A 23,759-nucleotide genomic window follows, 5' to 3' on the forward strand; every position below is an offset into this window, starting at 1 on the left:
CCTCCCCAGCCCCTCCGGCGTTTGAGGAGCGGGGGTTCGGGGGCTGGCCCCCGAACGGGACGGGAATGGGTAGGGGCGGCGGGGGCGAAGAGAGGCCTAGGAGCCAAGCGCACTCGCCAGCGGCTGCGGCAGCGCCCCCGTGTGCACGATCCCCAACGCCTGCGTGGCCCGGGTCAGGGCCACATACAAATCGCTCGTGCCATAGCGGGCCGGCTCGACCACAAGGACCGCGTCGAATTCCAGACCCTTCGACTGGCGAGGGTCAAGGAGCACGACCGCATGGGTCAGGTCGGGTTCCGCCCCGGCCTCAACCCCGTCGAGCCGCGCGGCCAAAGCCGCATGCAGATCCCTCGGCGCGATCACCGCGAGCCGCCCCTCCGCGGGAGCCAGCTCCGCGACGGCCTTCTCCACGGTGCCGGGCAGCTCGGCGGCGTCGGCGGCCTCGCGCACCAAGGGACGTACACCGGTCGAGCGGACCGAACTCGGCGGCTCGAAGTCCGGGTGCTCGGCGCGCGGGACGGCCGCCGCCACGTCCATGATCTCGGACGGGGTGCGGTAGTTGACCGCGAGACGGGTGTGCTCCCAGCGGTCCTCGACGTACGGGTGGAGGATGTCCGACCAGGAGCCGACACCCGCCGCGTCGGCCGTCTGCGCGGGGTCGCCGACGAGCGTCATGGACCGCGTGGGGCTGCGGCGCATCAGCAGGCGCCACGCCATCGGCGACAGCTCCTGCGCCTCGTCGACGATGATGTGGCCGAACGCCCAGCTCCGGTCGGCCGCGGCCCGTTCGGCGGCGCTGCGGTGGTCGTCCTCCTCGTGGCGCTCGGCCATCCGCTCGGCGTCGATGATGTCGTGCGCGGAGAGAACCTCGGCGTCCTCGTCGTCCTTGTCCTCGAACTCGTAGGTCCTGGAGGCGTAGGAGACGTCCAACACGCCCTGGGCGTAGGCGACTTGCTGGTTGCGCTCCCGCTCCGCGGCGGCCCTCGCCAACCGGTCGTCCTCGCCGAGGAGTTCGGCGGCCTCGTCGAGGAGGGGGACGTCGGCGGTGGTCCAGGCCCGGGTCACCGTACGGCGGATGGCGTTCGCGTCGGCCTCGCAGACGTACGCGTCCGGTTCGGCGAGGAAGTCCGCGATCAGCCGCCGCGGGGTGACGCGCGGCCACAACTGGTCGATGGCGGCCCAGACTTCGCGGTTCTCGGCCAGCTCGTCGCGGATCTGGGTGACGTCGCTCGGGTCGAGCAGGTTCGTGCCGTCGAAGGGGTCCGTGCCGATCCGCTCGGCGAGCATGTCGGTGAGGGTGTTGAGGATGTGGCCCTCGAAGTGCTCACGGGCCGCGTTGTGCGGCAGGTTCACCTCGCGGGTGCGGTCACGGGCGACGCGTACGAGGCCGGCGTCGAGCATCAGGATGTCCCGGTCGTGCTCGATGGCGATCACCGGGTCGGGCAGCGCCTGACGGTCGCGCACGACGGCGGCCAGGACGTCGGCCATCTCTGCGCGGCCCTTCACGGCGGCGGCCTCGGGGGTGTCGGACGCGGTCGCCTTCGCACCGGGATACAGCTCGCCGATGGTCGCGAGCAGCACGCCCGTCTCGCCGAGCGAGGGCAGGACCTCGCCGATGTAGCCGAGGAAGGCGGGGTTCGGGCCGACGATCAGGACGGCCCGCTTGGCGAGCAACTCCCGGTGTTCGTAGAGGAGATAGGCCGCCCGGTGGAGCGCCACGGCGGTCTTGCCGGTGCCCGGGCCGCCCTCCACCACGAGCACACCACGGTGCGGGGCGCGGATGATGCGGTCCTGCTCGGCCTGGATGGTCTGCACGATGTCGCTCATGCGGCCGGTGCGCGCGGAGTTGAGGGCGGCGAGCAGCACGGCGTCGCCAGAGGGGTCCTCGTGCCCGGTGCGCTGCTGGTCCCCCAGGTCGAGGATCTCGTCGTGCAGGGCGGCGACCGAGCGGCCCTCGGTGGTGATGTGCCGACGGCGGCGCAGGCCCATCGGGGTGTGGCCGGTGGCGAGGTAGAAGGGGCGGGCGACCGGGGCCCGCCAGTCGATCAGGATCGGGGTGTGCTCGGTGTCGTCGGCGCGGATGCCGATGCGGCCGATGTGGTGGGTGAGTCCCGTGGTCAGGTCGATACGGCCGAAGCAGAGCGAGCCGTCCACCGCGTTGAGCGCGGCGAGCAGGCCCGAGCGCTCGGCGACGAGGATGTCCCGCTCCAGGCGGGCCTGCATCGGCGTGCTGCCCTGCGCGAGCGCGTCCGTCACCGAGGCCTCGGTGCCGCCGCGCAGGGCGTCCACGCGCGCGTACAGACCGTCGATGAATTCCTGCTCGTGCCTCAATTCATCGTCGGTGAATTCTGTGTGTGATCCCCTGTTTGACAATTCCGCTCCCGGCCGGATATACTGCGCCTAGTGAACTTCTTCGCGACCAACTTCCTTGAAGTCGCGAACCATTCAATATACGCAGAGAAATCCCCCGCAGGCAATTGGCCGCGGGGGATTTGCTGTTTACCCGGCTACAGCACGTCGGCCAGTTCCTCCAGCAGCCGTCGCTTCGGCCGGGCGCCCACCATCGACTTCACCGGCCGCCCGTCGCGGAACACGATGAGCGTGGGCATCGACAGCACCCCGTACGCGTTCGTGGTCTCCGGGTTCGTGTCCACGTCCAGCTGCACCACCTTGAGCCGGTCGCCCTCCTCGGCGGCGACGGCGCTCAGCACCGGCGCGATCTGCCGGCACGGCGGGCACCAGTCGGCGGTGAACTCCACCAGCACGGGCAGCTCCGCCCCGATCACCTCCGCCTCGAAGTCCGCGTCCGTCACCTCGGCCACACCCGCTGCCCTGATCACCTGATGGTCCCTCCCAGTTCGCACACCGGCTCCGGACCGCCCGGAACCTCCGCCCCGGCCGCCAGCTCGTCCCTCGACGCCTCGGCCCGCGCCAACTGCTCGCCGACGTGGGTGCGTACGGCCTGCAACTCACCGATCAGCGCGTCGAGTTCGCCCAGCTTGCGCCGGTACACGGCGAGCGACGCCGGGCAGGAGTCGCCCTCCGGATGCCCGGCCCGCAGACACTCCACGAAGGGCCGCGTCTCCTCCAGGTCGAACCCGAAGTCCTGCAGCGTCCTGATCTGCCGCAGAAGCTTCAAGTCGTCCTCGTCGTAGGTGCGGTACCCGTTGTTCCCCCGCCGTGCGGGCAGCAGCCCCCGCGACTCGTAGTACCTGAGGGTCCGCGTGGTGGTCCCGGCCCGCGCCGCCAGCTCGCCGATTCGCATGCGTAGGAACGTAGTCCTTGACCCTGACGTCAAGGCAACGGCGGAGGCAGCAGCGGCTTCCGCTCCACCGGGGACGACAGGAGGATCGACGTCGTCGTGCGGCCGAGTGCCGAGGTCTGTTCCAGGACCTCCTCCAGGTGGAGGGTGTCCTCGACCGCGACCTTGAGGATCCAGCAGTCCTCGCCGACGACGTGATGGGCCTCGGTGATCTCGGGGCGGGCGAGCAGCTCCAGGGTCCTCGGGTGCTTCAGCGTGTAGCCGCCGTGCGGGTTGACGCGGATGAAGGCCTGCATGCCGTAGCCGAGGCGGGACGGCGAGACATGGGCGCCGTAGCCGGTGACGGCACCGACGGACTCCAGCCGGCGGACGCGTTCGGCGACCGCCGCCGGGGACAGCCGGACCCGGCGGCCCAGCTCGCTGAGCCTGATCCGGCCGTCGCTCTGGAGCAGTTCCAGGATCTGCCGGTCCAGGGCGTCGAAGGCCGCCGACGTTTCGTTGGCGGCGGCTCGCAGATGCCGTGGTTCCTTCGGTACCGCGACCGGATCTCCCATGACTTCCCCTTCAGACCTCACTCGTACGCCGGAAGAATTATGACCACAGGGTCCACGGAACAGGACCGCGGTGAAGGGCATTACGGGAGGGGCGCCGTGCGCGAGGTGTGTCATTGGCGGTAGCCGGTATTTCGGCAAGAGGCTGATAGCCAGGCTGATGGCCGCGGGAGACAGGGTCACCGTCATCAATCGCGGCTCGTCGTCGCCTCCCCCGGGAACGATTCATCTCGTCGCCGACCGCAACGACGAGAATTCCCTTGAGAAAGCGCTCGGTTCACGGACCTTCGACGTCGTCGTCGACCAGGTCTGCTACACACCCAGGCAGGCGGAGATCGCCCGCCGGGTCTTCGCGGGACACACCCGGCGGTACGTGATGACCTCGACGGTCGAGGTGTACGAGTACGAGGACTCGGCGGAACTCGTACGCGAGGACGCCGTGAACCCGCGTACGGTCCCCGTCGATCCCGAACTTCCCCGGGACGACCCGGAGTTCCTCGACACCCACTACGGCGAGGGCAAGCGGCAGGCCGAAGCGGTCTTCGCGGCCGACCCCGAATTCCCGTACGTGAGCGTGCGCGTCGCCCATGTGCTGGGCGGGGACGACGACTTCACGGGCCGGCTCGACCTCCCCCACTCTCGGCTTCGCTCGAGCGGGGGGACCCCCATCGCCGAGCGGATCCGCGCGGGCGAGGCGATCGCCGTCCCCGCCACGAACCACCCGGCGACCTACATCCACCTGGAGGAGAACGCCGACTTCCTGGCGTGGGCGGCGGGCGAGGAGTTCACCGGGCCGGTCACCGCCGCGTCCCACGGGATGCTCACCACCGGGGAGTTGTGCGAGGCGCTGGCCGAACACCTCCCGGGCGGACGGACCGTGTTCCGGGCCGTGTTCCGGTCCGTCGAGGTCGGGGAGTTCTCACCGTTCTCCTTCTCCCGTTCGTACGGGATGGACAACGCGCGGGCCACGCGGCTCGGGTTCGCCTTCGGCAAGGCACGGGAATGGCTGCCGCGTGCGGTGGCCGAGACGCTCGGGAAGGTGAACTGACATGCGGCACCGCACAGTTGGCGGCATGCGGGTGGGTGCCGTCGGGCTCGGTGCCATGCCGTTGTCCATCGAGGGCCGGCCGGACGAGGGGCAGGCGACGGCCACGGTGCACGCCGCCCTGGACGCGGGCGTCACGCTCCTGGACACGGCCGACTCGTACCACCTGCCCGGGGACGAGCCCGGGCACAACGAGCGTCTCGTGGCCCGCGCCCTCGCCACGTACGGCGGCGACACGGCCGACGTCCTGGTGACCACGAAGGGCGGGCGCGGCAGACCGGCCGACGGGAGCTGGACGGTGACGGGGTCTCCCCGGCATCTGAAGTCGGCGGCGGATGCCTCCCTCAAGCGGCTGGGCGTCGAGGCGATCGGCCTCTACCAGCTCCACAAGCCCGACCCCGCCGTCCCCTTCGAGGAGTCGGTGGGCGCCCTGCGCGACCTGCTCGACGAGGGCAAGATCCGCTACGCCGGCATCTCCAACACGGACGTCGGCCAGATCCGCCGGGCCCACGCCCTCCTCGGCGACCGGCTGGCATCGGTCCAGAACCGGTACTCCCCCGCCGTCCGGGACAGCGAGCCCGAACTGCGGCTCTGCGCCGAGCTGGGGCTCGCCTTCCTGCCGTGGAGTCCGCTGGGCGGGATATCGCGGAGCTCGCTGGACGGGCCGTCGCGGCGGCTGCCTCCCGAAGACACCGGCCGCTCCACCAGCCCCGTCCACGCCACCGGCCCGAGCGACGGCACCGGTCTCGGCGCCTTCCACACGGTGGCTCGTGAGCGGGGTGTCAGTCCTCAACAGGTCTGCCTGGCCTGGCTGTTGGCTCGCTCACCCGCGGTCGTCCCGATCCCGGGCGCCAGCCGGCCCGGGACGATACGGGATTCGGCGGGCGCGGCGGATCTGGAGCTGACGCCGGAGGAGGTGGCGCGGCTGGAGGTGGGGGTGGGGATGGGCTCCTGAGGGCGTGTCGAGCCGTGCTCCGACCACGGCACCCGGCCCGAAGTGGGGGCCCAACGGGCACGAACTCGCGGGCACGTCACACGGTTCGGCTCGCTCGGTCGCCGCGTGGCATGCCCGCGTTGCCGCGTACGACTTCGATCGTGCTCGTCCAGCTGTCGGCGGCGTGGCCGAGGGCGACGGCCCTGTCGTAGACCTCCTTGATCGGGCGGAGGGTGCTCACGTCGAGGCCGCGGTGTTCGGCCCACTCCAGGATGTGGCCCACGCCGGACGCCATCATGCCGAGGTTGGCCGCCTCGCCCGGATGGCTGCCCGCGTCGACGTGCTGAGCGGCCTCGGCGGCCAGGGACGGCATGAAGGCGGTGATGGTGTCCAGGTAGGGGGCGAGTTCCGCCGCGCGCACCCCGTCGGCACCGGCGAGCGCGTACGCGTGCAGCAGGCCGGAGATCGAGCCGTAGAAGTAGTCGAGCAGCGCCAGGTCGTGGACCGCGGCCAGCCCCTGGTCCTCGCCGAGGTGGGCGGGCTTGCCGCCCAGCGCCTTCAGCGCCGTCTCGTGCTTGTCGTACGCGGCCCGCGGCCCGCTGTAGAAGATCAGCGCCGGCGGCTGTCCGATCAGGTCTACCGGCACCATGATCGAGCCGTCCAGGTAGTCGATGCCGCGTTCCTGCGCCCAGGCGCCTGTCGTACGGGCGCGTTCCGGGGTGTCCGAGGTGAGGTTGACCAGTACCCGGCCGGGCAGCTCGTCCGCGACCGAGTCGAGGACGGCGCCGGCCGCGTTGTGGTCGACCACGCAGACGACGATCAGCTCTGCGGCGCGTACGGCTTCGCGGGCGCTGGTCGCCCTTGCGGCGCCCCTTGCGACCAGCTCGTCGCCCTTGCCCGGGGAACGGTTCCAGATGGTGGTGGGGTGGCCCGCCCTCAGGAACGCGGTGGCGAGGGCCCGGCCCATGGCGCCCAGGCCCAGGACGGTGACGGGGGTCTTTTCAAGGTCATTCGTCATGCCGACCATGCTGGTCTCGGGCCCAACTCCCCACAAGTACGCACTATTTGGTCAGGTACTGAGCGGAAGGTAAGTGGATAACCCCGCGGGAACCGGCTTGCGCCGCCGGGGAGTCGATCCGGGGGTGCGGGGGCCGGTGGGCATGGCTGGGGCCGTGGTGGGCCGGTCGCGCCGTTCCCCGCGCCCCTTGCGGGGTGCCCAGGCCCGTGCGTACGCCTTGGGTCGTCGTGGGCTGAGCGCGCCGTTCCCCGCGCCCCTGACGGGGCGCGCCTGGGCCGTCGGTGCCTTTTAGGGGCGCGGGGAACTGCGCGATCAGCCACAACGCACCCACACCCTGCCGACCACGCCCGCCCACCCAAAAGCCACCGGCCGGTGGGCCCGGTCGGGGAGGACCGGGGCCACCGGCCGGTGGCCGGGGAAGCAAGGAAATGTGAGCTGCACTCCGTGAACGGAGTGACCGGGCGGCTGAGCGACGGGGGATCCACCCAGCCGCCCGGAGTTCTGGGACGGAGCCCAGGCCCGGGGCTAGGCCTTGGCCAGCGTCTTGTCCTCCGGCTGGTCCGGGACCTCCGCCGCGGCGGGAGCGGAACCGTGGCCGTCGTCCAGGAGCGTCGTCTCGTCGAAGGGCAACTGCCCCGCGAGCACCTGGTCGACGCGGCCCTTGTCGATCTCCTTGGTCCACGTACCGATCAGAACCGTGGCGACGGCGTTGCCGGCGAAGTTCGTCAGGGCGCGCGCCTCGCTCATGAAGCGGTCGATGCCGACGATCAGGCCGATGCCGTCCACCAGCGCGGGCTTGTGGGACGCGAGGCCGCCCGCCAGGGTGGCCAGACCCGCTCCGGTGACACCCGCCGCACCCTTGGAGGCGACCAGCAGGAAGAGGAGCAGCGGAATCTGCTCGCCCACCGACATCGGCGTACCCATGGCGTCGGCGATGAACAGCGAGGCCATGGTCATGTAGATCATGGTGCCGTCGAGGTTGAAGGAGTAACCGGTCGGGACGGTGATGCCGACCACCGGCTTGCTGACGCCCAGGTGCTCCATCTTCGCGATGAGCCGCGGCAGGGCGGACTCGGAGGAGGAGGTCGACAGGATCAGCAGGAACTCACGGCCCAGGTACTTGAAGAGCGTGAGGATGTTGAGACCCGCGACGACTCGCAGCATCGTGCCGAGCACGATGAAGACGAAGAGGAAACAGGTGACGTAGAAGCCGAGCATCAGGACGGCGAGGCTCTTGAGTGCGTCCAGCCCCGCCGAGCCGGTGACCGCCGCCATCGCGCCGAACGCACCGATGGGCGCCGCCCACATCACCATGGCGAGGATGCGGAAGACCAGGCGCTGGATGTGCTCCACACCGCGCAGGATCGGCGCACCGGACGAACCCATGGCCTGGAGCGCGAAGCCGGCGAGCAGCGCGACGAGCAGGGTCTGCAGGACCTCGCCGCCGGTGAAGGCGGAGACGATCGTCGTGGGAATGATCCCGAGCAGGAACTCCTCGGTGTTCTTCGCCTCGGTGACCTGGCCCTGACCGGCGTCCTTGATCGCGTCGGTCACCGCGAGGCCCGTGCCGGGCTCCAGGATGTTGCCGACGACCAGGCCGATGGCGAGGGCGACGAACGACATGACCACGAAGTAGCCGAGCGCGATGCCGCCCACCGCGCCGACCTTGGCGGCCTTCCGTACCGAGCCGATGCCCAGCACGATCGTGCAGAAGATGATCGGCGAGATCATCATCTTGATCAGGTTCACGAAGCCGGTACCGATGGGCTTCAGCTCGACCGCGAAGTCGGGAGCGATCAGGCCCACGGCGATGCCGGCGGCCACGGCGGCGATCACCGCGATGTACAGGTAGTGGGTGCGGTCCCGCTTGGCAGCGGGAGCGGCAGGTGCCGTACTCGATGTACTGGTCACGGCTGCCCTCCTTGACGACGTCGTCGGCATCATCCGGCGTGCGGCTCACGTCCGGGGGTTGTCGGTGACTATCTCCCGCCTTGTGAGGCCGGTCACCCTTCCGTTCATTTAGTTCATGCTTATCCGGAGGGGCAGACTGTTTCCATGCGCCTCCCCCGTGCTCCACGTCCCCGCAGCCTGGCTGGTCAGCTCTTTGCCATGCAGGCCGTGCTTGTGGCTGTCGTGGTCGCGGGCTGTGCGCTCTTCACCTACATCAGTGACCGCAGTCAGGCCGAGGACGCGGCGGGGCGCCAGGCCATGGCGGTGGCCCGGTCGGTCGCGGACTCCCCGTCCGTACGGGAGGCCATCCGTACGGACGATCCGACGAAGACGCTCCAGCCGTACGCGACGTCGGTGCAGCGTGACGCCCAGGTCGACTTCGTCACGATCATGAACCCCGACGGCATCCGCTGGACGCACCCCAACAAGGACCTGATCGGCAAGCACTTCCTCGGCAACACGCAGTCGGCGCTCCTCGGACACCCCTTCACCGAGACGTACACCGGCACCCTCGGCGAGTCCGTGCGGGCCGTCACGCCGATATACGACAACGACCGCATCGTCGGCCTCGTCAGCGCGGGTATCAAGGTCGACGAGATCAGTCAGCGGGTCGAGGGGCAGGTGCAGGCCCTGTTCGGGGTCGCGGCGGCCGCCCTGGCCCTGGGGGCCGTCGGCACGTACGTCATCAACGCCCGGCTGCGCCGCTCGACCCACGGGATGAACGCGGCCGAGCTCAGCCGGATGCACGACTACCACGAGGCAGCGCTGCATGCCGTGCGCGAGGGGCTGCTGATGCTGGACGGGCAGTTCCGGGTGGCGCTGATCAACGACGGCGGGCGCGAGCTGCTCGACGTGACGGACGACGTGGTGGGCCGCTCGGTGGCGGACATCGGCCTGCCGACGCCGCTGACGGGGGCGCTGCTGTCCGGGGAGCCGCGGGTGGACGAGGTGCATCTGACCGACTCGCGGGTGCTCGTCGTGAACACCTCGCCGGTGTCGGGCGGCGAGCGCCGGGGCACGGTCGTGACGCTGCGCGATGTGACCGAACTGCAGTCCCTGATGGGCGAGCTGGACTCCGAGCGCGGCTTCACCACGGCTCTGCGCTCGCAGGCGCACGAGGCGGCGAACCGCCTGCACACCGTCGTCTCGCTCATCGAGCTGGACCGGGCCGAGGAGGCCGTCGACTTCGCCACGGCCGAGCTGGAACTGGCCCAGGCGCTGACCGACCAGGTCGTCGCGGCGGTCAGCGAGCCGGTGCTGGCCGCCCTGCTCCTGGGCAAGACGGCCCAGGCGAACGAGCGCGGCGTCGAGCTGCTGGTCTCCGAGGACAGCAGCATCGACGACGGCCTGCTCCCGGAGTCACTGCCCTCCCGTGACCTGGTGACGGTCCTCGGCAACCTGATCGACAACGCGGTGGACGCGGCGCAGGGCTCGGCCGGCGCCCGGGTCACGGTCACGGCGATCGCGGACGCCGAGGGGCTGGTCCTGCGGGTCGTCGACACCGGTACGGGCGTGGACCCGGCCCACTCGGAGGCGGTCTTCCAGCGCGGCTGGTCCACCAAGCCCGCGGGGCCCGGCGGGCGGGGGCTGGGCCTCGCCCTCGTGCGGCAGGCGGTGGCCCGGCACGACGGGACACTGACCGTGACGGAGGCCCCGGGCGGCGGGGCGTCCTTCGAGGTACGGCTGCCGCTGCCGACGTCGGGGCAGGGGAGGACTAAGGTCCACGCCGGGCCCGAGTCCGGGTCAGGGGCCGTGGACGGGTCTGGGGACGGGTCCGGCGGCGATCCTGGGCTCACGCACGAGCCCGCGCCCGAGCCGACGCCGCACGGAGGCACCGTATGAGCACGCCTTCCCCCTCGCGGGACATCCGCGTCCTGGTCGTCGAGGACGACCCCGTCGCGGCGGACGCGCATGTCCTGTACGTGGGGCGCGTGCCCGGTTTCACGGCCGTCGGCAAGGCCCACACGGGCGCGGAGGCCCGCCGGGCGCTGGACCGCATGCCCGTGGACCTGCTCCTCCTGGACCTCCACCTGCCGGACGTGCACGGCCTGCAGCTGGCCCGCTCGCTGCGCGCCGCCGGCCACCACGCGGACGTCATCGCGGTGACTTCGGCGCGCGACCTGACGGTGGTGCGGGAGGGGGTGTCGCTGGGAGTGGTGCAGTACGTACTGAAACCGTTCACCTTCGCCACCCTCCGTGACCGCCTCGTGCGCTACGCCGAGTTCCACGCGGCGGCCGGCGAGGCAAGCGGCCAGGACGAGGTCGACCGCGCCCTGGCCACCCTCCGGGCCCCCGGCCCGGCGGCCCTGCCCAAAGGGCTGAGCGCCCCCACGCTGGAGCGGGTCACCCGCGCCCTGCGCGACTCCGACGAGGGCCTGACCGCGACAGGCGTCGCCGAGGCCGTCGGCATCTCCCGGATCACGGCCCGGCGCTATCTGGAGCACCTGGTGGACGCGGGGAGAGCGGGGCGCAGTCCTCAGTACGGTCAGGTGGGGAGACCTGAGCTGCAGTACCGGTGGGTGAAGGGCTAGCCGGACGGGGTCTTCGTACCCGAGAGGTACGTCAGTCATCGCCGACCCGAGCCGAACACCCCGGCGTACAAAACGACTTGGACCGCCGGCCCGACCACCACAAGTGCTTCGAGCACGGACAGGACGAGCAGCCCCCGACCGACCTGCCCTCCGGCCCAGTACACGACGAGTCCCGCCAACGGCACGACGCAGAAGGCCAGTAGATCGACCCCGCACTGGATCGTCTTCCGTGATGTGCGACGGGTGTCGGCGCGGTGGGCGGTCTCCCGGCCGAAGGCCGCCGATCGTTCGATCTGCGCGAGGTCGGCCGGCCGAGGGCCCAAGTCGCCCCGTACGTACGCCCCGATCGCCGAGATCTTCTCGTCGTTCACGAGGCAGGTCCACCCGTGCACGACGCACACGGGCGGAAGCGCCGGCAGCATGGAGGTCTGTCCGGCCTGTGCCGAGGCGGCGGCCACGGCTGCCACGACCGCGAGCGTCACGTACAGCAGGTTGTCGCGGAACCCGATCCGTGCCTTCTGCTCGTCCTTGACGCTCTGGTACTCGACCAGCAGCAACTGCCCTTTGGTCACGCCCTGTTCCGGTATTTCACGCTCCCCTTCCGGACGCCAAGGACCCCACCGGGCGGGCGGCTCGGCAGTACCTTGAGTGTGCGCGACCATACGCACTGTGTCGGACTGATCATGCAAAGTCATTGACCTGGCTGGACCAGTCCTCTTAGGTTCTCGTGCAGCCCAACCCGGCCACAAAGATGTCGGCCAGCAGGAGGTTGTACCCGTGCGCCCCACAGCCGTTCCACTTCTCCTCGCCACCCTGCTCACCGCCACCGCGCTCAGTGCCTGCGGCAGCGATTCCGGAAGTAGTCCGGACACGGTGAAGATCTCCTTCAAACAGTCGACGGACAACTCCGTCAAGGTGATGGACACGTACCTCGCCGACATCAAGGACCAGTTCGAGAAGGCCAACCCCGGCAAGAGAGTGGATCTCGTCCCGATCAAGGCCCCGGACTCGGAGTACTACACGAAGCTCCAGCAGATGCTCCGCTCGCCGAAGACGGCCCCGGACCTGGTCTACGAGGACACGTTCCTCATCAACTCCGACATCACGAGCGGATACCTCAAGCCGCTGGACCCGTACCTCGCCAAGTGGGACGACTGGAGCCAGTTCATCGACACGGCGAAGGAGGCGGCGCAGGCCCAGGACGGGAAGACGTACGGCGTCCCCGACGGCACCGACACCCGGGGCCTCTGGTTCGACAAGGCGATATTCAAGAAGGCCGGGCTCCCCGCCGACTGGCAGCCGGCGAACTGGGCAGACATCCTCGACGCGGCCCGCGCGATCAAGGCGAAGGTCCCCGGCGTCATCCCCATGAACATCTACACGGGCAAGCCCGCGGGTGAAGCGGCCGCCATGCAGGGCTTCGAGATGCTCCTCTACGGGACGGCAAGCGGGGCCAACGAGAGTCCCCTCTACGACCCGGCGTCCAAGAAGTGGATCACGGGGAGCCAGGGCTTCAAGGACTCTCTCGAATTCGTCGAGACGGTCTTCAAGGAGAAGCTCGGCCCGGACGTCTCGGACGCCCTCGACCCCAACATCGCGACCAGGGTCCGCGGCGAGTTCCTCCCCGAGGGCAAGCTCGGCATCAACCTCGACGGCTCCTGGCTCCCGCAGGACTGGCTGAAGGGCGGCGGCCACGAATGGCCGGAGTGGTCCGAGAAACTGGGCCTCGCGTACATGCCGACGCAGACCGGCCAGGCGCCGAGCAAGGTGAGCATGTCGGGCGGCTGGACCTGGGCGATCCCGAGCAAGGCGGGCAACCCCGACCTGGCCTTCGAGTTCATCAAGACGATGCAGACGAAGGCGAACGCCCAGAAGTGGTACATCGCCAACTCCGGCATCTCGGTGCGCACGGACGTGGCCGAGGACCCGGCGTACGTGAAGGCGCAGCCCGGCATCAAGTTCTTCACGGACCTGGTGGCCAGCACGCACTACCGCCCCGCGTATCCCGCGTACCCGAAGGTCTCGACGGCCATCCAGGAGGCGATGGAGGGCGTGACGACGGGCGACAGCTCGGTCGCGGAGGCGGCGAAGGGGTACGACGAGGAGCTGAGGACGGCCACCGACAACCAGGTCATCAAGAAATGACCGGGGCGAGCGAGGACCGCAGCCGGGGCCCGGCCCGGACGCACCGGAAGACGACCGGCCGCACCAGAGGATGAGTGAGAAATGATCAGCCGCTCATGACCTCCGCACCTACGGCGGGCCCCGGCGTGGTGAAGACCGCGCCGGGCCCGACGGCCCCACCGTCCACGCCCGGCGGCCGCCGCGATGTCCGCCGTGCCCTGACGCGGGCGCTGCCCCTCTCCCCCGCCGTCGTCCTGCTGCTCCTGTTCCTGGCCGGGCCCATCGCGTACTGCGCGTACATCGCCTTCACGGATCTCCAGCTCACCGGCCAGGCCGAGTCGTCGTTCATCGGCTTCGACAACTTCCGGGCCGCGTTCAGGGACGACGCGTTCCTCAACGCCGTGTGGCTGACGCTGGTGTTCACGGTGCTGAGTTCACTGATCGGCCAGAACACGCTGGGCCTGAGCCTGGCCGTACTGATGCAGCGCGCGTCGAAGCCGGTCCGTACGCTCACCGGCGGCATCGTCATCGCCGCCTGGGTGCTGCCGGAGGTCGTGGCGGGATTCCTGCTCTACGCCTTCTTCCGCCGCGAGGGCACGCTGAACGCCGTGCTCGACTGGCTCCATCTCCCGTCCCAGAACTGGCTGTTCACGCTGCCGATCCTCGCGGTGTCCTTCGCGAACGTCTGGCGCGGGACTGCCTTCTCGATGCTGGTCTACTCGGCGGCCCTGAACGAGATCCCGAAGGAGATCACCGAGGCGGCGGAGGTGGACGGCGCGGGCGGCTGGCGGCGGATGTGGCACATCACGCTGCCGATGATCCGCCGTTCCATCGGCACGAACCTGATGCTGAACACCCTCCAGACCCTCTCGGTCTTCGGTCTGATCTGGGTGATGACGAGAGGCGGCCCGGGAAACCGCAGCCAGACGCTCCCGCTCTTCATGTATGAACAGGCCTTCCAGAAAAGCATGATCGGCTACGGAACGGCCGTGGCCCTGCTCCTTCTGGTGGTCGGCTCCCTGTTCTCCCTGGTCTATATGCGCCTGCTGCGGACGGAGGTCTGACATGGCCGGCAGTACGACCCTCGTGTCCCGCCGCAGCAGCCGCCGCTACGCCGCCGACGCGGGCCTTCTCCTCCTGGCGGCCGCGTTCGTCCTCCCCCTCGCCTGGGTCCTCCTCTCGTCGGTCGACCCGAAGGCCGACCTCAAGGTGAAGGTCCCCGACGGCGTCACCCTCGACAACTTCGACGCGGTGCTGAAGCCGGACATCACGTTCACGCCCCTCCTCAACAGCCTGATCCTGTGCGGCGGGGCGACGCTGCTGACGGTGGTGTGCTCGGCCCTGGCCGCCTACCCGCTGTCCCGGTTCCGCTCCCGCCTGAACCGCCCCTTCCTCCTGACGATCCTCTTCGCGACGAGCCTGCCGATCACGGCGATCATGGTTCCCGTGTACGCCCTGTTCGTTCAGGTGGACCTGATCGACACCATGCAGGGCACGATCTTCTTCTTCGCCGCGTCCCAACTGCCCTTCGCCATCTGGCTGATGAAGAACTTCATGGACGGCGTACCGAAGGAACTGGAGGAGGCGGCCTGGACGGACGGCGCGTCCTCGTTCCAGTCCCTCCTGCGGATCGTGCTGCCGCTGATGGGCCCCGGCGTGGCCGTGGTCACCGTCTTCTCGTTCGTGATGATGTGGGGCAACTTCTTCGTCCCCTTCATGCTCCTGCTGACCCCGGACCAGATGCCGGCGTCGGTGAGCATCAACGACTTCTTCGGAAACCGAGGGACGGTGGTGTACGGGCAACTGGCCGCGTTCTCGATCATCTACTCGACACCGGTGGTCCTGCTGTACGTGCTGGTGGCGAGGCGGCTGGGCGGGGGGTTCGCGCTGGGCGGGGCGGTCAAGGGGTGAGGGGCCTTCGCCTGTTCCTCAGCCCCCGAGACCATGAGTCCTCACCCGGCATTCGGCGACCGGTCCGTTCAAGCGGTCAGCCCACCGGTGAAGTGGCGAAGTCGTGCCAGGTCGCGGCTGTGCGGCTGGTCTGCTTGAGCAGTCGGGCCGGTTCGGGCGGGGCGGGCCAGAACTGGAGGAGGTAGCGGTCGTCCGTCGGGGGCTCGTCGTCCTCCCGGACGTTCTTGCTCCGGCCGTCGTCCATACCGGAGGCGGAGTACCGGACACGGTAGTCGCGCTCCTCCAGGCCCAGCTCCCACCAGCCCTTCCCGTTCCACTGCCGCAGCTTCGTCTCCCGCGACACCGGCCGGAACGGGACCTCGACGATCTCCTCCCACGTCTCGTCCAGCCCGGGCCGGCTGTCATGCAGCTCGGCGGTCAGGTCGACGCCGCCGATCCGCAGACCGGTCAGCAGGAGCAGCGTCCCGTCCGTGCCACCCCCGCAGAGCCCGACGCCCTCCTGCCCGGCGAAGGCGTCATGCAGGTCGCATTCGTCCTCGCCGCTCTCCACGAAGATCTGCCCGTAGTCGACATGCACCTCGTCATCGACAAGCACCTTCATTGAACCCGCCTTCGCCTGGGCCGACTTGGACTCCGATCCTGTCAGCCGGCACCGACAACGGGACGGGCGGGGAGACGGGCCGGCCCCGCTCGGGAAGACGGCCCGGCCTCACTCGGCGGGTTCGGAAGCCTCCGGGAGCACCCCGGGACGGAACTTCTCCACGCCCACCACATGCCGCACCCGCGTCGGCTCGATCAGGATCATCACGCGCCGCTCTCCCGGCAGCAGCCACGGATACCGGTCCTCGCCGATGTACTTCAGAGTGAGCCGGTCCATGGCCCGCTCGGCCACCTCGCCCTCGACGAAGCGGACGACCCGCCCCCGGATCTCCACCCGGTCATAGGGGTTCCCGGTGTCGTGATGGGACAGAGAAACGAACGGATTGCGCCGAAGATTCTCCTCCTTCACGCGGCCCATTGACGTGTTGACCATGACGTACTCGTCTTCGAGGTCCGCCCACATGGGCGACACCTGCGGCGCCCCGTCCGCGCCGACGGTCGCCAGATGCCAGAAGTTCGGCGCCAGCAGTCGCTCGCGAATATGCCCTTCGATCCTGCTCACGGCGCTTGCCACCTTCGATCCGTCGGTCCCACTCGTCCGCACGAGCCCCTGCCCGACATCCTGATCTCCACACAGCCCGGCCACCAGCTGATCTTCGGCCACCCCGAACAGGCCTCGGACAGACATCCGAAACCGTAGGTTCACACGATCCGTATTCCTGGCCGAACAGACCGTAGTCACCGCAGCCCCGCACCCATACGTTGTGCGCGTGCACCAACCGTCGGCCCAACAGCCCACCCCGCCCTTCGACGCCCCGGCCGCCCGCAAACTGCGCCTCGCCCTGTGCATGGGGCCCGAGCATGTCGCGTACGGCATGCAGGCCTCGTTCGGACTCCCCTATGTGACCCCGGACCTGGTCGTCGCCTGGGAGCGGGGCATAGCCGCACCGAGCAATACCGAACTCACCGCGCTCGCGGGCGTGTTGTGGTGCTCGCCGGGCGATCTCATCGGCGCGCCGCGGACGTTGCGCGAGCACCGGATCGCGCGCGGTCTCGCGGCCGAGGACGTCGCCCGCGCCGTGGGGCTCGAACTCCTCGTGTACGTACGGATGGAGGAGGCGGACGAGTGGCGCGGCAACGAGCGTCAGTCCTCGGCGCTGGCCGAGGTGCTCGACCTCTCCCTGGCGGACCTCGTCACGGTCACCGGCCACGAGACGAAGCTGGCGGAGATGCTGCGCAACGCGGTGACGACCCGCTGGCAGGCGTACGTACGCCCGGTGGGCAAGCTGCTGCCGCTGGACCGGCGGCTCGTGGGTGATGTGCTGCGGGCGCTGCACACCGAGTACCAGGGGCAGATGGTGGCCACGCTGAGCTGGAGCGGCGGGGCGGCCGCCGGTGAGGCCGACGACGCGGGCCGGGACTTCCTGGACCGGATCGTCGACCGCTTCTGGTCGGTGGTCCAGCGCAACAGCGCCTGACAGCGGTGACCGGGAAGCCCGGGACCGGGCCCACTCGGCATGACCGTCAGGGCCGACTCGGCACGACCGTCCGGGCAGCCCCGTGACGACCGCCCGGCCGGCCCCCGCCGAGCCCCCTGGAAGGCCCGCCCTCTAGAAGACCGACTCCGCCTCGTCCATCCGGTCCTTCGGGACCGTCTTCAGTTCGGTGGTCGCCTCCGCCAGCGGCACCATCACCACGTCCGTGCCGCGCAGCGCGGTCATCCGGCCGAAGTCGGACCGGTGCGCGGCCTCGACCGCGTGCCATCCGAAGCGCGTCGCCAGCACCCGGTCGTACGCGGTCGGTGTGCCGCCGCGCTGGATGTGGCCGAGAATGACCGGCTTGGCCTCCTTGCCGAGGCGGCGCTCCAGTTCGTACGCGAGCGCCGTGCCGATGCCCTGGAAGCGCTCGTGGCCGAACTGGTCGATCGCTCCGTGGCCGTAGTCCATGGTGCCCTCGGCGGGGTGGGCGCCCTCGGCGACGCAGACGACGGCGAACTTCTTGCCGCGCGCGAAGCGTTCCTCGACCATCTTGACCAGGTCGGCCGGGTCGAAGGCCCGCTCGGGCAGGCAGATGCCGTGGGCGCCGGCGGCCATGCCGGACTCCAGGGCGATCCAGCCGGCGTGCCGGCCCATGACCTCGACGACCATCACCCGCTGGTGGGACTCGGCGGTCGTCTTGAGGCGGTCCATCGCCTCGGTGGCGACACCGACCGCGGTGTCGAAACCGAAGGTGCGGTCCGTCGACGAGATGTCGTTGTCGATCGTCTTGGGCACGCCGACCACCGGCAGGCCCGCGTCCGACAGCATGCGCGCCGCCGTCAGGGTGCCCTCGCCGCCGATCGGGATCAGCACGTCGATGCCGAACTCGCGGGCCATGTCCTGCGCGTTCTCGCAGGCCTCGCGGAGGCGGTCGCGCTGGAGGCGGGAGGAGCCGAGGATGGTGCCGCCGCGGGCGAGGATGCCGCTGACGGCGTCGAGGTCGAGGCTGCGGTAGTGACCTTCGAGCAGTCCCGCGTAACCGTCCTCGAAGCCGATGACCTCGTCTCCGTAGTTCGTGACGGCTCGGTGCACGACCGACCGGATCACTGCGTTCAGCCCCGGGCAGTCGCCGCCTGCGGTGAGAACTCCGATGCGCATCGTGCTGTGTCTCCTGCTCGCTGTTGGGCTGTTTCTCCTGTGGTACCTGAGAGCCAGTCCGATTGTTTCATGGGCGACAGGGGGGCGCTGTCCGCGCCCTTCGCGCCTGCGCACGCCCTCGGCGCGCCCCTCAAGCCCCCGCTCCCCCTCGGCGGAGCCGCCGTCCGCCCCCTGCCGTGACGGGCGTCCTAACCATGCCCGGAGGTATTGTCAAGAGGGCACAGCCGATGATAACGGCTGCCTTTTTACTGCTATCGGAGGAAACGGAGAGCACGCGTGACGCGCAGCGTGTACGTGACCGGGATCGACCGAGGAGACGGCCGCCAGGTCATCGAGCTGGGAGTCATGGAGCTCCTGACCCGCCAGATCGACCGGGTGGGGGTGTTCCGCCCCCTCGTCCACGACGGGCCCGACCGTCTCTTCGAGCTGCTGCGGGCCCGCTACCGGCTGGCCCAGGACCCGACGACGGTCTACGGAATGGACTACCACGAGGCGTCCGCGCTCCAGGCCGAGCAGGGCTCCGACGAGCTGGTCTCGCAGCTCGTCGACCGCTTCCACCGGGTGGCCCGCGACTACGACGTCGTCCTCGTGCTCGGCACGGACTACGCGGACACGCAGTTCCCCGACGAGCTCGCGCTCAACGCCCGGCTGGCGAACGAGTTCGGCGCCGCCGTGATCCCGGTCGTGGGCGGCCGCAAGCAGACCTCGGAGTCGGTGCTCGCGGAGACCCGCAACGCGTTCCGCGCCTACGACGGGCTCGGCTGCGACGTACTCGCGATGGTGGTGAACCGGGTCACCCCTGCCGACCGCGCGGAGATACACGAGCGGCTCGACAACCGCCTCCCCGTGCCGTGTTACGTGCTGCCGGACGAGCCCGCGCTCTCCGCGCCGACGGTCGCCCAGATCACCCACGCCCTCGGCGGCAAGGTGCTCCTCGGCGACGACTCGGGGCTCGCACGCGACGCGCTGAACTTCGTCTTCGGCGGCGCCATGCTGCCGAACTTCCTGGGCGCGCTGACCCCGGGCTGCATGGTCGTCACGCCCGGCGACCGCGCCGACCTCGTGGTGGGCGCCCTCGCCGCGCACAGCGCCGGCACCCCGCCCATCGCGGGCGTCCTGCTCACCCTCAACGAGCGGCCGAGCGACCTCGTCCTCACCCTCGCCGCCCGCCTCGCCCCCGGCACCCCGGTGGTCGCGGTCGAGACCGGCTCCTTCCTCACGGCGTCCGAACTCTTCGGCATGGAAGGGAAGCTGAACGCCGCGACACCCCGCAAGGCGGAGACGGCCCTCGGCCTCTTCGAGCGGTACGTGGACAGCGGCGGCCTGCTGAAGCGGGTCTCGGCGCCCAGCAGCGGCCGGGTCACGCCGATGATGTTCGAGCACAAGCTGCTGGAGCAGGCCCGCTCCGACAAGCGGCGCGTCGTGCTGCCCGAGGGCACCGAGGCCCGTGTCCTGCACGCCGCCGAGGTGCTGCTGCGCCGCGGTGTCTGCGACCTCACGCTGCTCGGCCCGGTGGACCAGATCCGCAAGAAGGCCGCCGACCTCGGTATCGACCTCGGCGGCGCCCAGCTGATCGACCCGCACACCTCCGAGCTGCGCGACCGGTTCGCCGAGAAGTACGCCCAGCTCAGGGCCCACAAGGGCGTGTCCGTCGAGCTCGCGTACGACGTCGTCTCGGACGTGAACTACTTCGGCACGCTGATGGTCGAGGAGGGTCTCGCCGACGGCATGGTGTCCGGGTCCGTGCACTCCACGGCGGCCACCATCCGCCCGGCCTTCGAGATCATCAAGACCAGGCCGGAGGCCTCCATCGTCTCCTCGGTCTTCTTCATGTGCCTCGCCGACAAGGTCCTGGTGTACGGCGACTGCGCGGTCAACCCCGACCCGAACGCGGAGCAGTTGGCCGACATCGCCATCCAGTCCGCCGCCACCGCCGAGCAGTTCGGGGTCGAGCCGCGGATCGCGATGCTGTCGTACTCGACCGGCACGTCCGGCTCGGGCGCGGACGTCGACAAGGTGCGCACGGCCACCGAGCTGGTCCGCTCGCGCCGCGACGACCTGAAGATCGAGGGGCCGATCCAGTACGACGCCGCCGTCGAGCCGACCGTCGCGGCCACCAAGCTGCCGGAGTCGGAGGTCGCCGGACAGGCGTCCGTGCTGATCTTCCCGGACCTCAACACCGGCAACAACACGTACAAGGCCGTGCAGCGTTCGGCCGGCGCGATCGCCGTCGGCCCGGTCCTCCAGGGCCTGCGCAAGCCGGTCAACGACCTGTCCCGAGGCGCCCTGGTCGGAGACATCGTGAACACCGTCGCCATCACGGCGATCCAGGCCCAGGCCGCCCAGCAGGGCCCCTCGGCCGCCTCCTCCTCGTCCGCGTCCCCGACCCAGAAGGCCTCCGCCCAGTGACAGCCACCCGCGTCCTCGTCCTCAACTCCGGCTCCTCGTCGGTGAAGTACCAGCTGCTCGACATGAACGACAGCAGCCGGCTTGCGGTGGGGCTCGTCGAGCGCATCGGCGAGGAGACCTCCCGGCTGAAGCACACGCCCCTCGCCACCGGCGAGTCCCGCGAGACGACCGCGCCGATCGCCGACCACGACGCCGCCCTGAAGGCCGTCGCCGAGGAACTCGCCAAGGACGGGCTCGGCCTGGACTCCCCCGAGCTGGCCGCGATCGGCCACCGGGTCGTGCACGGCGGCAAGACCTTCACCGAGCCGACCGTCATCGACGACGCCGTCCTCGCCGAGATCGAGCGCCTCATCCCGGTGGCTCCCCTGCACAACCCGGCCAACCTCACCGGAATCCGTACCGCACAGGCGCTTCGCCCGGACCTTCCGCAGGTCGCCGTCTTCGACACGGCCTTCCACACGACGATGCCGGAGGCCGCGGCCCGCTACGCGATCGACGTGAAGACCGCCGACGAGTACCGCATCCGCCGGTACGGCTTCCACGGCACCTCGCACGCGTACGTGTCCCGCGCGACCGCCGAGCTGCTCGGCAGGGCGCCGGAGGAGGTGAACGTCATCGTGCTGCACCTCGGCAACGGTGCCTCGGCGTCGGCGGTCGAGAAGGGCCGGTGCGTGGACACCTCCATGGGACTGACGCCCTTGGAGGGGCTCGTGATGGGTACGCGGTCCGGTGACATGGATCCCGCGGTCATCTTCCATTTGACGCGTGTTGGCGGGATGTCCACGGACGAGATCGACACTCTTCTCAACAAGAAGAGCGGTCTGATCGGCCTGTGCGGCGACAACGACATGCGTGAGATCCTCCGCCGCATCGACGAAGGCACCGAGGACGCCGCACAGGCCCGACTCGCCTTCGACATCTACATACACAGACTCAAGAAGTACATCGGCGCGTACTACGCGGTGCTCGGCCGGGTCGACGCGGTCGCCTTCACGGCGGGCGTCGGCGAGAACGCCGCCCCTGTGCGCGAGGCCGCGATCGCCGGCCTGGAGGCGCTGGGCCTGGCGGTCGACGGCGGGCTGAACGCCGTACGGTCCGGCGAGCCGCGCCTGATCTCGCCCGAGGGCGCGCGGGTCGCGGTGGCCGTCGTACCGACCGACGAGGAACTGGAGATCGCCGACCAGACCTACGCACTCGTGAGGAACGGGAACGCCTGAGGAGCAGCCGGGGAGCGGCCGACGAGCCGCTCCAGGACAGCACCGAGGAAGCCGGCCAGGCCCACGCCTGAGCGCGTACCCGCCCATTTGTATCTTCCACCAGACGGAATATTCCGTAGCGAAACAAACCGATAGGATCGCCCCATGCGCCGTTCCAAAATCGTCTGCACACTGGGCCCCGCCGTCGACTCCCACGAGCAGCTCGTCTCGCTGATCGAGGCCGGCATGAACGTGGCCCGTTTCAACTTCAGCCACGGCTCCCACGCCGAGCACCAGGGCCGATACGAGCGGGTCCGGGCCGCCGCCCAGGAGACGGGCCGCGCCATCGGCGTGCTCGCCGACCTGCAGGGCCCGAAGATCCGCCTGGAGACCTTCGCCGAGGGCCCCGTGGAGCTGGAGCGGGGTGACGAGTTCACCATCACGACCGATGACGTCCCGGGCGACAAGTCGATCTGCGGCACCACGTACAAGGGTCTGCCGGGCGACGTCTCCAAGGGCGACCAGGTCCTGATCAACGACGGCAACGTCGAACTGCGGGTCGTCGCGGTCGAGGGCCCTGAGGTCAGGACGATCGTCATCGAGGGCGGTGTCATCTCGGACCACAAGGGCATCAACCTGCCCGGCACGGCCGTGAACGTGCCGGCGCTGTCGGAGAAGGACGTCGAGGACCTGCGCTTCGCCCTGAGGATGGGCTGCGACCTGGTGGCGCTGTCCTTCGTGCGCGACGCCCACGACGTGAACGACGTGCACAAGATCATGGACGAGGAGGGCCGCCGGGTCCCCGTCATCGCCAAGGTGGAGAAGCCGCAGGCGGTGGAGAACATGGAGGCCGTCGTCGCGGCCTTCGACGGTGTGATGGTGGCCCGTGGCGACCTCGCGGTCGAGTACCCCCTCGAAAAGGTCCCGATGGTGCAGAAGCGCCTGGTGGAGCTGTGCCGGCGCAACGCCAAGCCGGTGATCGTGGCGACCCAGATGATGGAGTCGATGATCACCAACTCCCGCCCCACGCGCGCCGAGGCGTCCGACGTCGCCAACGCGATCCTGGACGGCGCGGACGCGGTCATGCTGTCGGCCGAGTCCAGCGTGGGCGCGTACCCGATCGAGACCGTGAAGACGATGTCGAAGATCGTCGTCGCGGCCGAGCAGGAGCTGCTCTCCAAGGGTCTGCAGCCGCTGGTGCCCGGCAAGAAGCCGCGTACGCAGGGTGGTTCGGTGGCCCGTGCCGCGTGCGAGATCGCGGACTTCCTGGGGGGCAAGGGCCTGGTGGCCTTCACCAACTCCGGTGACACGGCCCGCCGGCTGTCCCGCTACCGCGCCGAGCAGCCGATCGTGGCCTTCACCACGGAGGAGGGCACCCGCAACCAGCTCGCGCTGAGCTGGGGCGTCGAGTCCTACGTCGTGCCGTTCGTGAACAGCACCGACGAGATGGTCGACCTGGTCGACCAGGAGCTGCGCAAGCTCAACCGGTTCAACGAGGGCGACATCGTCGTGATGACCGCCGGCTCGCCCCCCGGCGTCCCCGGCACCACCAACATGGTCCGCGTGCACCACCTGGGCGGCTGATCCGCCCG

21 protein-coding genes are annotated in these 23,759 nt (G+C 69.9%); 11 read left to right on the plus strand and 10 right to left on the minus strand.

Annotated elements, in window-relative coordinates; all coding sequences use genetic code 11:
* Positions 1–96: 96 nt before the first annotated feature.
* The 4 genes from O3Q52_RS00860 to O3Q52_RS00875 form a co-directional block, all read right to left on the minus strand.
* Complete coding sequence (locus O3Q52_RS00860; protein WP_269646826.1) at positions 97–2,331, minus strand: UvrD-helicase domain-containing protein; 2,235 nt, start codon at positions 2,329–2,331, stop codon at positions 97–99.
* A 176-nt stretch (positions 2,332–2,507) separates the two neighbouring features.
* The gene (gene trxA / locus O3Q52_RS00865; protein ID WP_269646827.1) at positions 2,508–2,840 is read right to left on the minus strand and encodes a thioredoxin; all 333 of its coding nucleotides are present in this window, start codon (positions 2,838–2,840) and stop codon (positions 2,508–2,510) included.
* A complete protein-coding gene (locus O3Q52_RS00870; RefSeq protein ID WP_269646828.1) occupies positions 2,837–3,265 on the minus strand; it encodes a MerR family transcriptional regulator in 429 nt (142 codons plus the stop codon). The genes trxA and O3Q52_RS00870 overlap by 4 nt, the downstream gene beginning before the upstream one ends.
* A 29-nt stretch (positions 3,266–3,294) precedes the next feature.
* Positions 3,295–3,816 (minus strand): Lrp/AsnC family transcriptional regulator, encoded by a 522-nt coding sequence (locus O3Q52_RS00875; RefSeq protein WP_269646829.1) that lies wholly within the window; start codon positions 3,814–3,816, stop codon positions 3,295–3,297.
* 79 nt (positions 3,817–3,895) lie between these two features.
* Between O3Q52_RS00875 and O3Q52_RS00880 the strand changes: the two genes are divergently transcribed.
* Together O3Q52_RS00880 and O3Q52_RS00885 are read left to right on the plus strand one after the other, a co-directional pair.
* Positions 3,896–4,861 carry an NAD-dependent epimerase/dehydratase family protein gene (locus O3Q52_RS00880; protein WP_332112835.1) on the plus strand — a complete coding sequence of 322 codons (966 nt, stop codon included), beginning with the start codon at positions 3,896–3,898 and terminating at the stop codon, positions 4,859–4,861.
* Between the two features lies 1 nt (position 4,862).
* Positions 4,863–5,813, plus strand: a complete 951-nt coding sequence (locus O3Q52_RS00885; protein WP_269646831.1) for an aldo/keto reductase — start codon at positions 4,863–4,865, stop codon at positions 5,811–5,813.
* Between the two features lie 76 nt (positions 5,814–5,889).
* Here the strand turns inward: O3Q52_RS00885 and O3Q52_RS00890 are convergent, their stop codons facing one another.
* Positions 5,890–6,810, minus strand: coding sequence for an NAD(P)-dependent oxidoreductase (locus O3Q52_RS00890; RefSeq protein ID WP_269646832.1), 921 nt, complete (start codon positions 6,808–6,810; stop codon positions 5,890–5,892).
* A gap of 525 nt (positions 6,811–7,335) precedes the next feature.
* Positions 7,336–8,721, minus strand: coding sequence for a cation:dicarboxylate symporter family transporter (locus O3Q52_RS00895; protein ID WP_269646833.1), 1,386 nt, complete (start codon positions 8,719–8,721; stop codon positions 7,336–7,338).
* A gap of 144 nt (positions 8,722–8,865) precedes the next feature.
* On the opposite strand from O3Q52_RS00895, the gene O3Q52_RS00900 reads away from it, so the two are divergent.
* Positions 8,866–10,602: a sensor histidine kinase gene (locus O3Q52_RS00900; protein ID WP_269646834.1), complete on the plus strand. Its 1,737-nt coding sequence runs from the start codon at positions 8,866–8,868 to the stop codon at positions 10,600–10,602.
* On the plus strand, positions 10,599–11,291 hold the full coding sequence (locus O3Q52_RS00905) for a response regulator (RefSeq protein WP_189845582.1): 693 nt from the start codon (positions 10,599–10,601) through the stop codon (positions 11,289–11,291). Before O3Q52_RS00900 ends, O3Q52_RS00905 begins: the two co-directional genes overlap by 4 nt.
* Before the next feature lie 35 nt (positions 11,292–11,326).
* Here the strand turns inward: O3Q52_RS00905 and O3Q52_RS00910 are convergent, their stop codons facing one another.
* Positions 11,327–11,878, minus strand: coding sequence for a hypothetical protein (locus O3Q52_RS00910; RefSeq protein ID WP_269646890.1), 552 nt, complete (start codon positions 11,876–11,878; stop codon positions 11,327–11,329).
* Positions 11,879–12,068: 190 nt separating this feature from the next.
* Here O3Q52_RS00910 and O3Q52_RS00915 point away from each other — a divergent pair, with 190 nt between their 5' ends.
* From O3Q52_RS00915 to O3Q52_RS00925, 3 genes are all read left to right on the plus strand, one after another.
* Entirely contained in the window at positions 12,069–13,436 is a 1,368-nt protein-coding gene (locus O3Q52_RS00915) for an extracellular solute-binding protein (protein WP_269646835.1), read from the plus strand.
* A gap of 95 nt (positions 13,437–13,531) precedes the next feature.
* Positions 13,532–14,479, plus strand: a complete 948-nt coding sequence (locus O3Q52_RS00920) for a carbohydrate ABC transporter permease (protein ID WP_269646836.1) — start codon at positions 13,532–13,534, stop codon at positions 14,477–14,479.
* Position 14,480: 1 nt separating this feature from the next.
* Complete coding sequence (locus O3Q52_RS00925) at positions 14,481–15,326, plus strand: carbohydrate ABC transporter permease (RefSeq protein ID WP_269646837.1); 846 nt, start codon at positions 14,481–14,483, stop codon at positions 15,324–15,326.
* A gap of 76 nt (positions 15,327–15,402) precedes the next feature.
* On the opposite strand, the gene O3Q52_RS00930 is transcribed toward O3Q52_RS00925, so the two are convergent.
* Positions 15,403–15,927 carry a hypothetical protein gene (locus tag O3Q52_RS00930; protein ID WP_269646838.1) on the minus strand — a complete coding sequence of 175 codons (525 nt, stop codon included), beginning with the start codon at positions 15,925–15,927 and terminating at the stop codon, positions 15,403–15,405.
* A gap of 108 nt (positions 15,928–16,035) precedes the next feature.
* Positions 16,036–16,488: a PPOX class F420-dependent oxidoreductase gene (locus O3Q52_RS00935; RefSeq protein WP_269646839.1), complete on the minus strand. Its 453-nt coding sequence runs from the start codon at positions 16,486–16,488 to the stop codon at positions 16,036–16,038.
* Between the two features lie 286 nt (positions 16,489–16,774).
* On the opposite strand from O3Q52_RS00935, the gene O3Q52_RS00940 reads away from it, so the two are divergent.
* A complete protein-coding gene (locus O3Q52_RS00940) occupies positions 16,775–17,404 on the plus strand; it encodes a helix-turn-helix transcriptional regulator (RefSeq protein ID WP_332112836.1) in 630 nt (209 codons plus the stop codon).
* Between the two features lie 132 nt (positions 17,405–17,536).
* Here O3Q52_RS00940 and O3Q52_RS00945 read toward each other — a convergent pair whose 3' ends face one another.
* Positions 17,537–18,562 carry an ATP-dependent 6-phosphofructokinase gene (locus O3Q52_RS00945; RefSeq protein WP_143636125.1) on the minus strand — a complete coding sequence of 342 codons (1,026 nt, stop codon included), beginning with the start codon at positions 18,560–18,562 and terminating at the stop codon, positions 17,537–17,539.
* A 276-nt stretch (positions 18,563–18,838) separates the two neighbouring features.
* Here O3Q52_RS00945 and pta point away from each other — a divergent pair, with 276 nt between their 5' ends.
* The 3 genes from pta to pyk all read left to right on the plus strand — a co-directional run bounded on the left by pta (position 18,839) and on the right by pyk (position 23,751).
* Positions 18,839–20,971 (plus strand): phosphate acetyltransferase, encoded by a 2,133-nt coding sequence (gene pta / locus O3Q52_RS00950; RefSeq protein ID WP_269646841.1) that lies wholly within the window; start codon positions 18,839–18,841, stop codon positions 20,969–20,971.
* Positions 20,968–22,188 carry an acetate kinase gene (locus O3Q52_RS00955; protein WP_269646842.1) on the plus strand — a complete coding sequence of 407 codons (1,221 nt, stop codon included), beginning with the start codon at positions 20,968–20,970 and terminating at the stop codon, positions 22,186–22,188. The genes pta and O3Q52_RS00955 overlap by 4 nt, the downstream gene beginning before the upstream one ends.
* A 144-nt stretch (positions 22,189–22,332) precedes the next feature.
* The gene (gene pyk, locus O3Q52_RS00960; RefSeq protein WP_269646843.1) at positions 22,333–23,751 is read left to right on the plus strand and encodes a pyruvate kinase; all 1,419 of its coding nucleotides are present in this window, start codon (positions 22,333–22,335) and stop codon (positions 23,749–23,751) included.
* Positions 23,752–23,759: the final 8 nt, after the last annotated feature.

Source organism: Streptomyces sp. ActVer, from assembly GCF_027270795.1.
Classification (GTDB): Bacteria; Actinomycetota; Actinomycetes; order Streptomycetales; family Streptomycetaceae; genus Streptomyces; species Streptomyces umbrinus_A.

What these genes read in the sequence shown, in the direction of transcription:
- O3Q52_RS00925 (WP_269646837.1), top strand. Translation starts at nt 14,481, where the DNA reads ATGGCCGGCAGTACGACCCTCGTGTCCCGCCGCAGCAGCCGCCGCTAC.
- O3Q52_RS00870 (WP_269646828.1), bottom strand. Translation starts at nt 3,265, where the DNA reads ATGCGAATCGGCGAGCTGGCGGCGCGGGCCGGGACCACCACGCGGACC.
- O3Q52_RS00940 (WP_332112836.1), top strand. Translation starts at nt 16,775, where the DNA reads ATGGGGCCCGAGCATGTCGCGTACGGCATGCAGGCCTCGTTCGGACTC.
- O3Q52_RS00890 (WP_269646832.1), bottom strand. Translation starts at nt 6,810, where the DNA reads ATGACGAATGACCTTGAAAAGACCCCCGTCACCGTCCTGGGCCTGGGC.
- O3Q52_RS00900 (WP_269646834.1), top strand. Translation starts at nt 8,866, where the DNA reads ATGCGCCTCCCCCGTGCTCCACGTCCCCGCAGCCTGGCTGGTCAGCTC.
- pyk (WP_269646843.1), top strand. Translation starts at nt 22,333, where the DNA reads ATGCGCCGTTCCAAAATCGTCTGCACACTGGGCCCCGCCGTCGACTCC.
- O3Q52_RS00945 (WP_143636125.1), bottom strand. Translation starts at nt 18,562, where the DNA reads ATGCGCATCGGAGTTCTCACCGCAGGCGGCGACTGCCCGGGGCTGAAC.
- O3Q52_RS00875 (WP_269646829.1), bottom strand. Translation starts at nt 3,816, where the DNA reads ATGGGAGATCCGGTCGCGGTACCGAAGGAACCACGGCATCTGCGAGCC.
- O3Q52_RS00930 (WP_269646838.1), bottom strand. Translation starts at nt 15,927, where the DNA reads ATGAAGGTGCTTGTCGATGACGAGGTGCATGTCGACTACGGGCAGATC.
- O3Q52_RS00905 (WP_189845582.1), top strand. Translation starts at nt 10,599, where the DNA reads ATGAGCACGCCTTCCCCCTCGCGGGACATCCGCGTCCTGGTCGTCGAG.
- O3Q52_RS00885 (WP_269646831.1), top strand. Translation starts at nt 4,863, where the DNA reads ATGCGGCACCGCACAGTTGGCGGCATGCGGGTGGGTGCCGTCGGGCTC.
- O3Q52_RS00920 (WP_269646836.1), top strand. Translation starts at nt 13,532, where the DNA reads ATGACCTCCGCACCTACGGCGGGCCCCGGCGTGGTGAAGACCGCGCCG.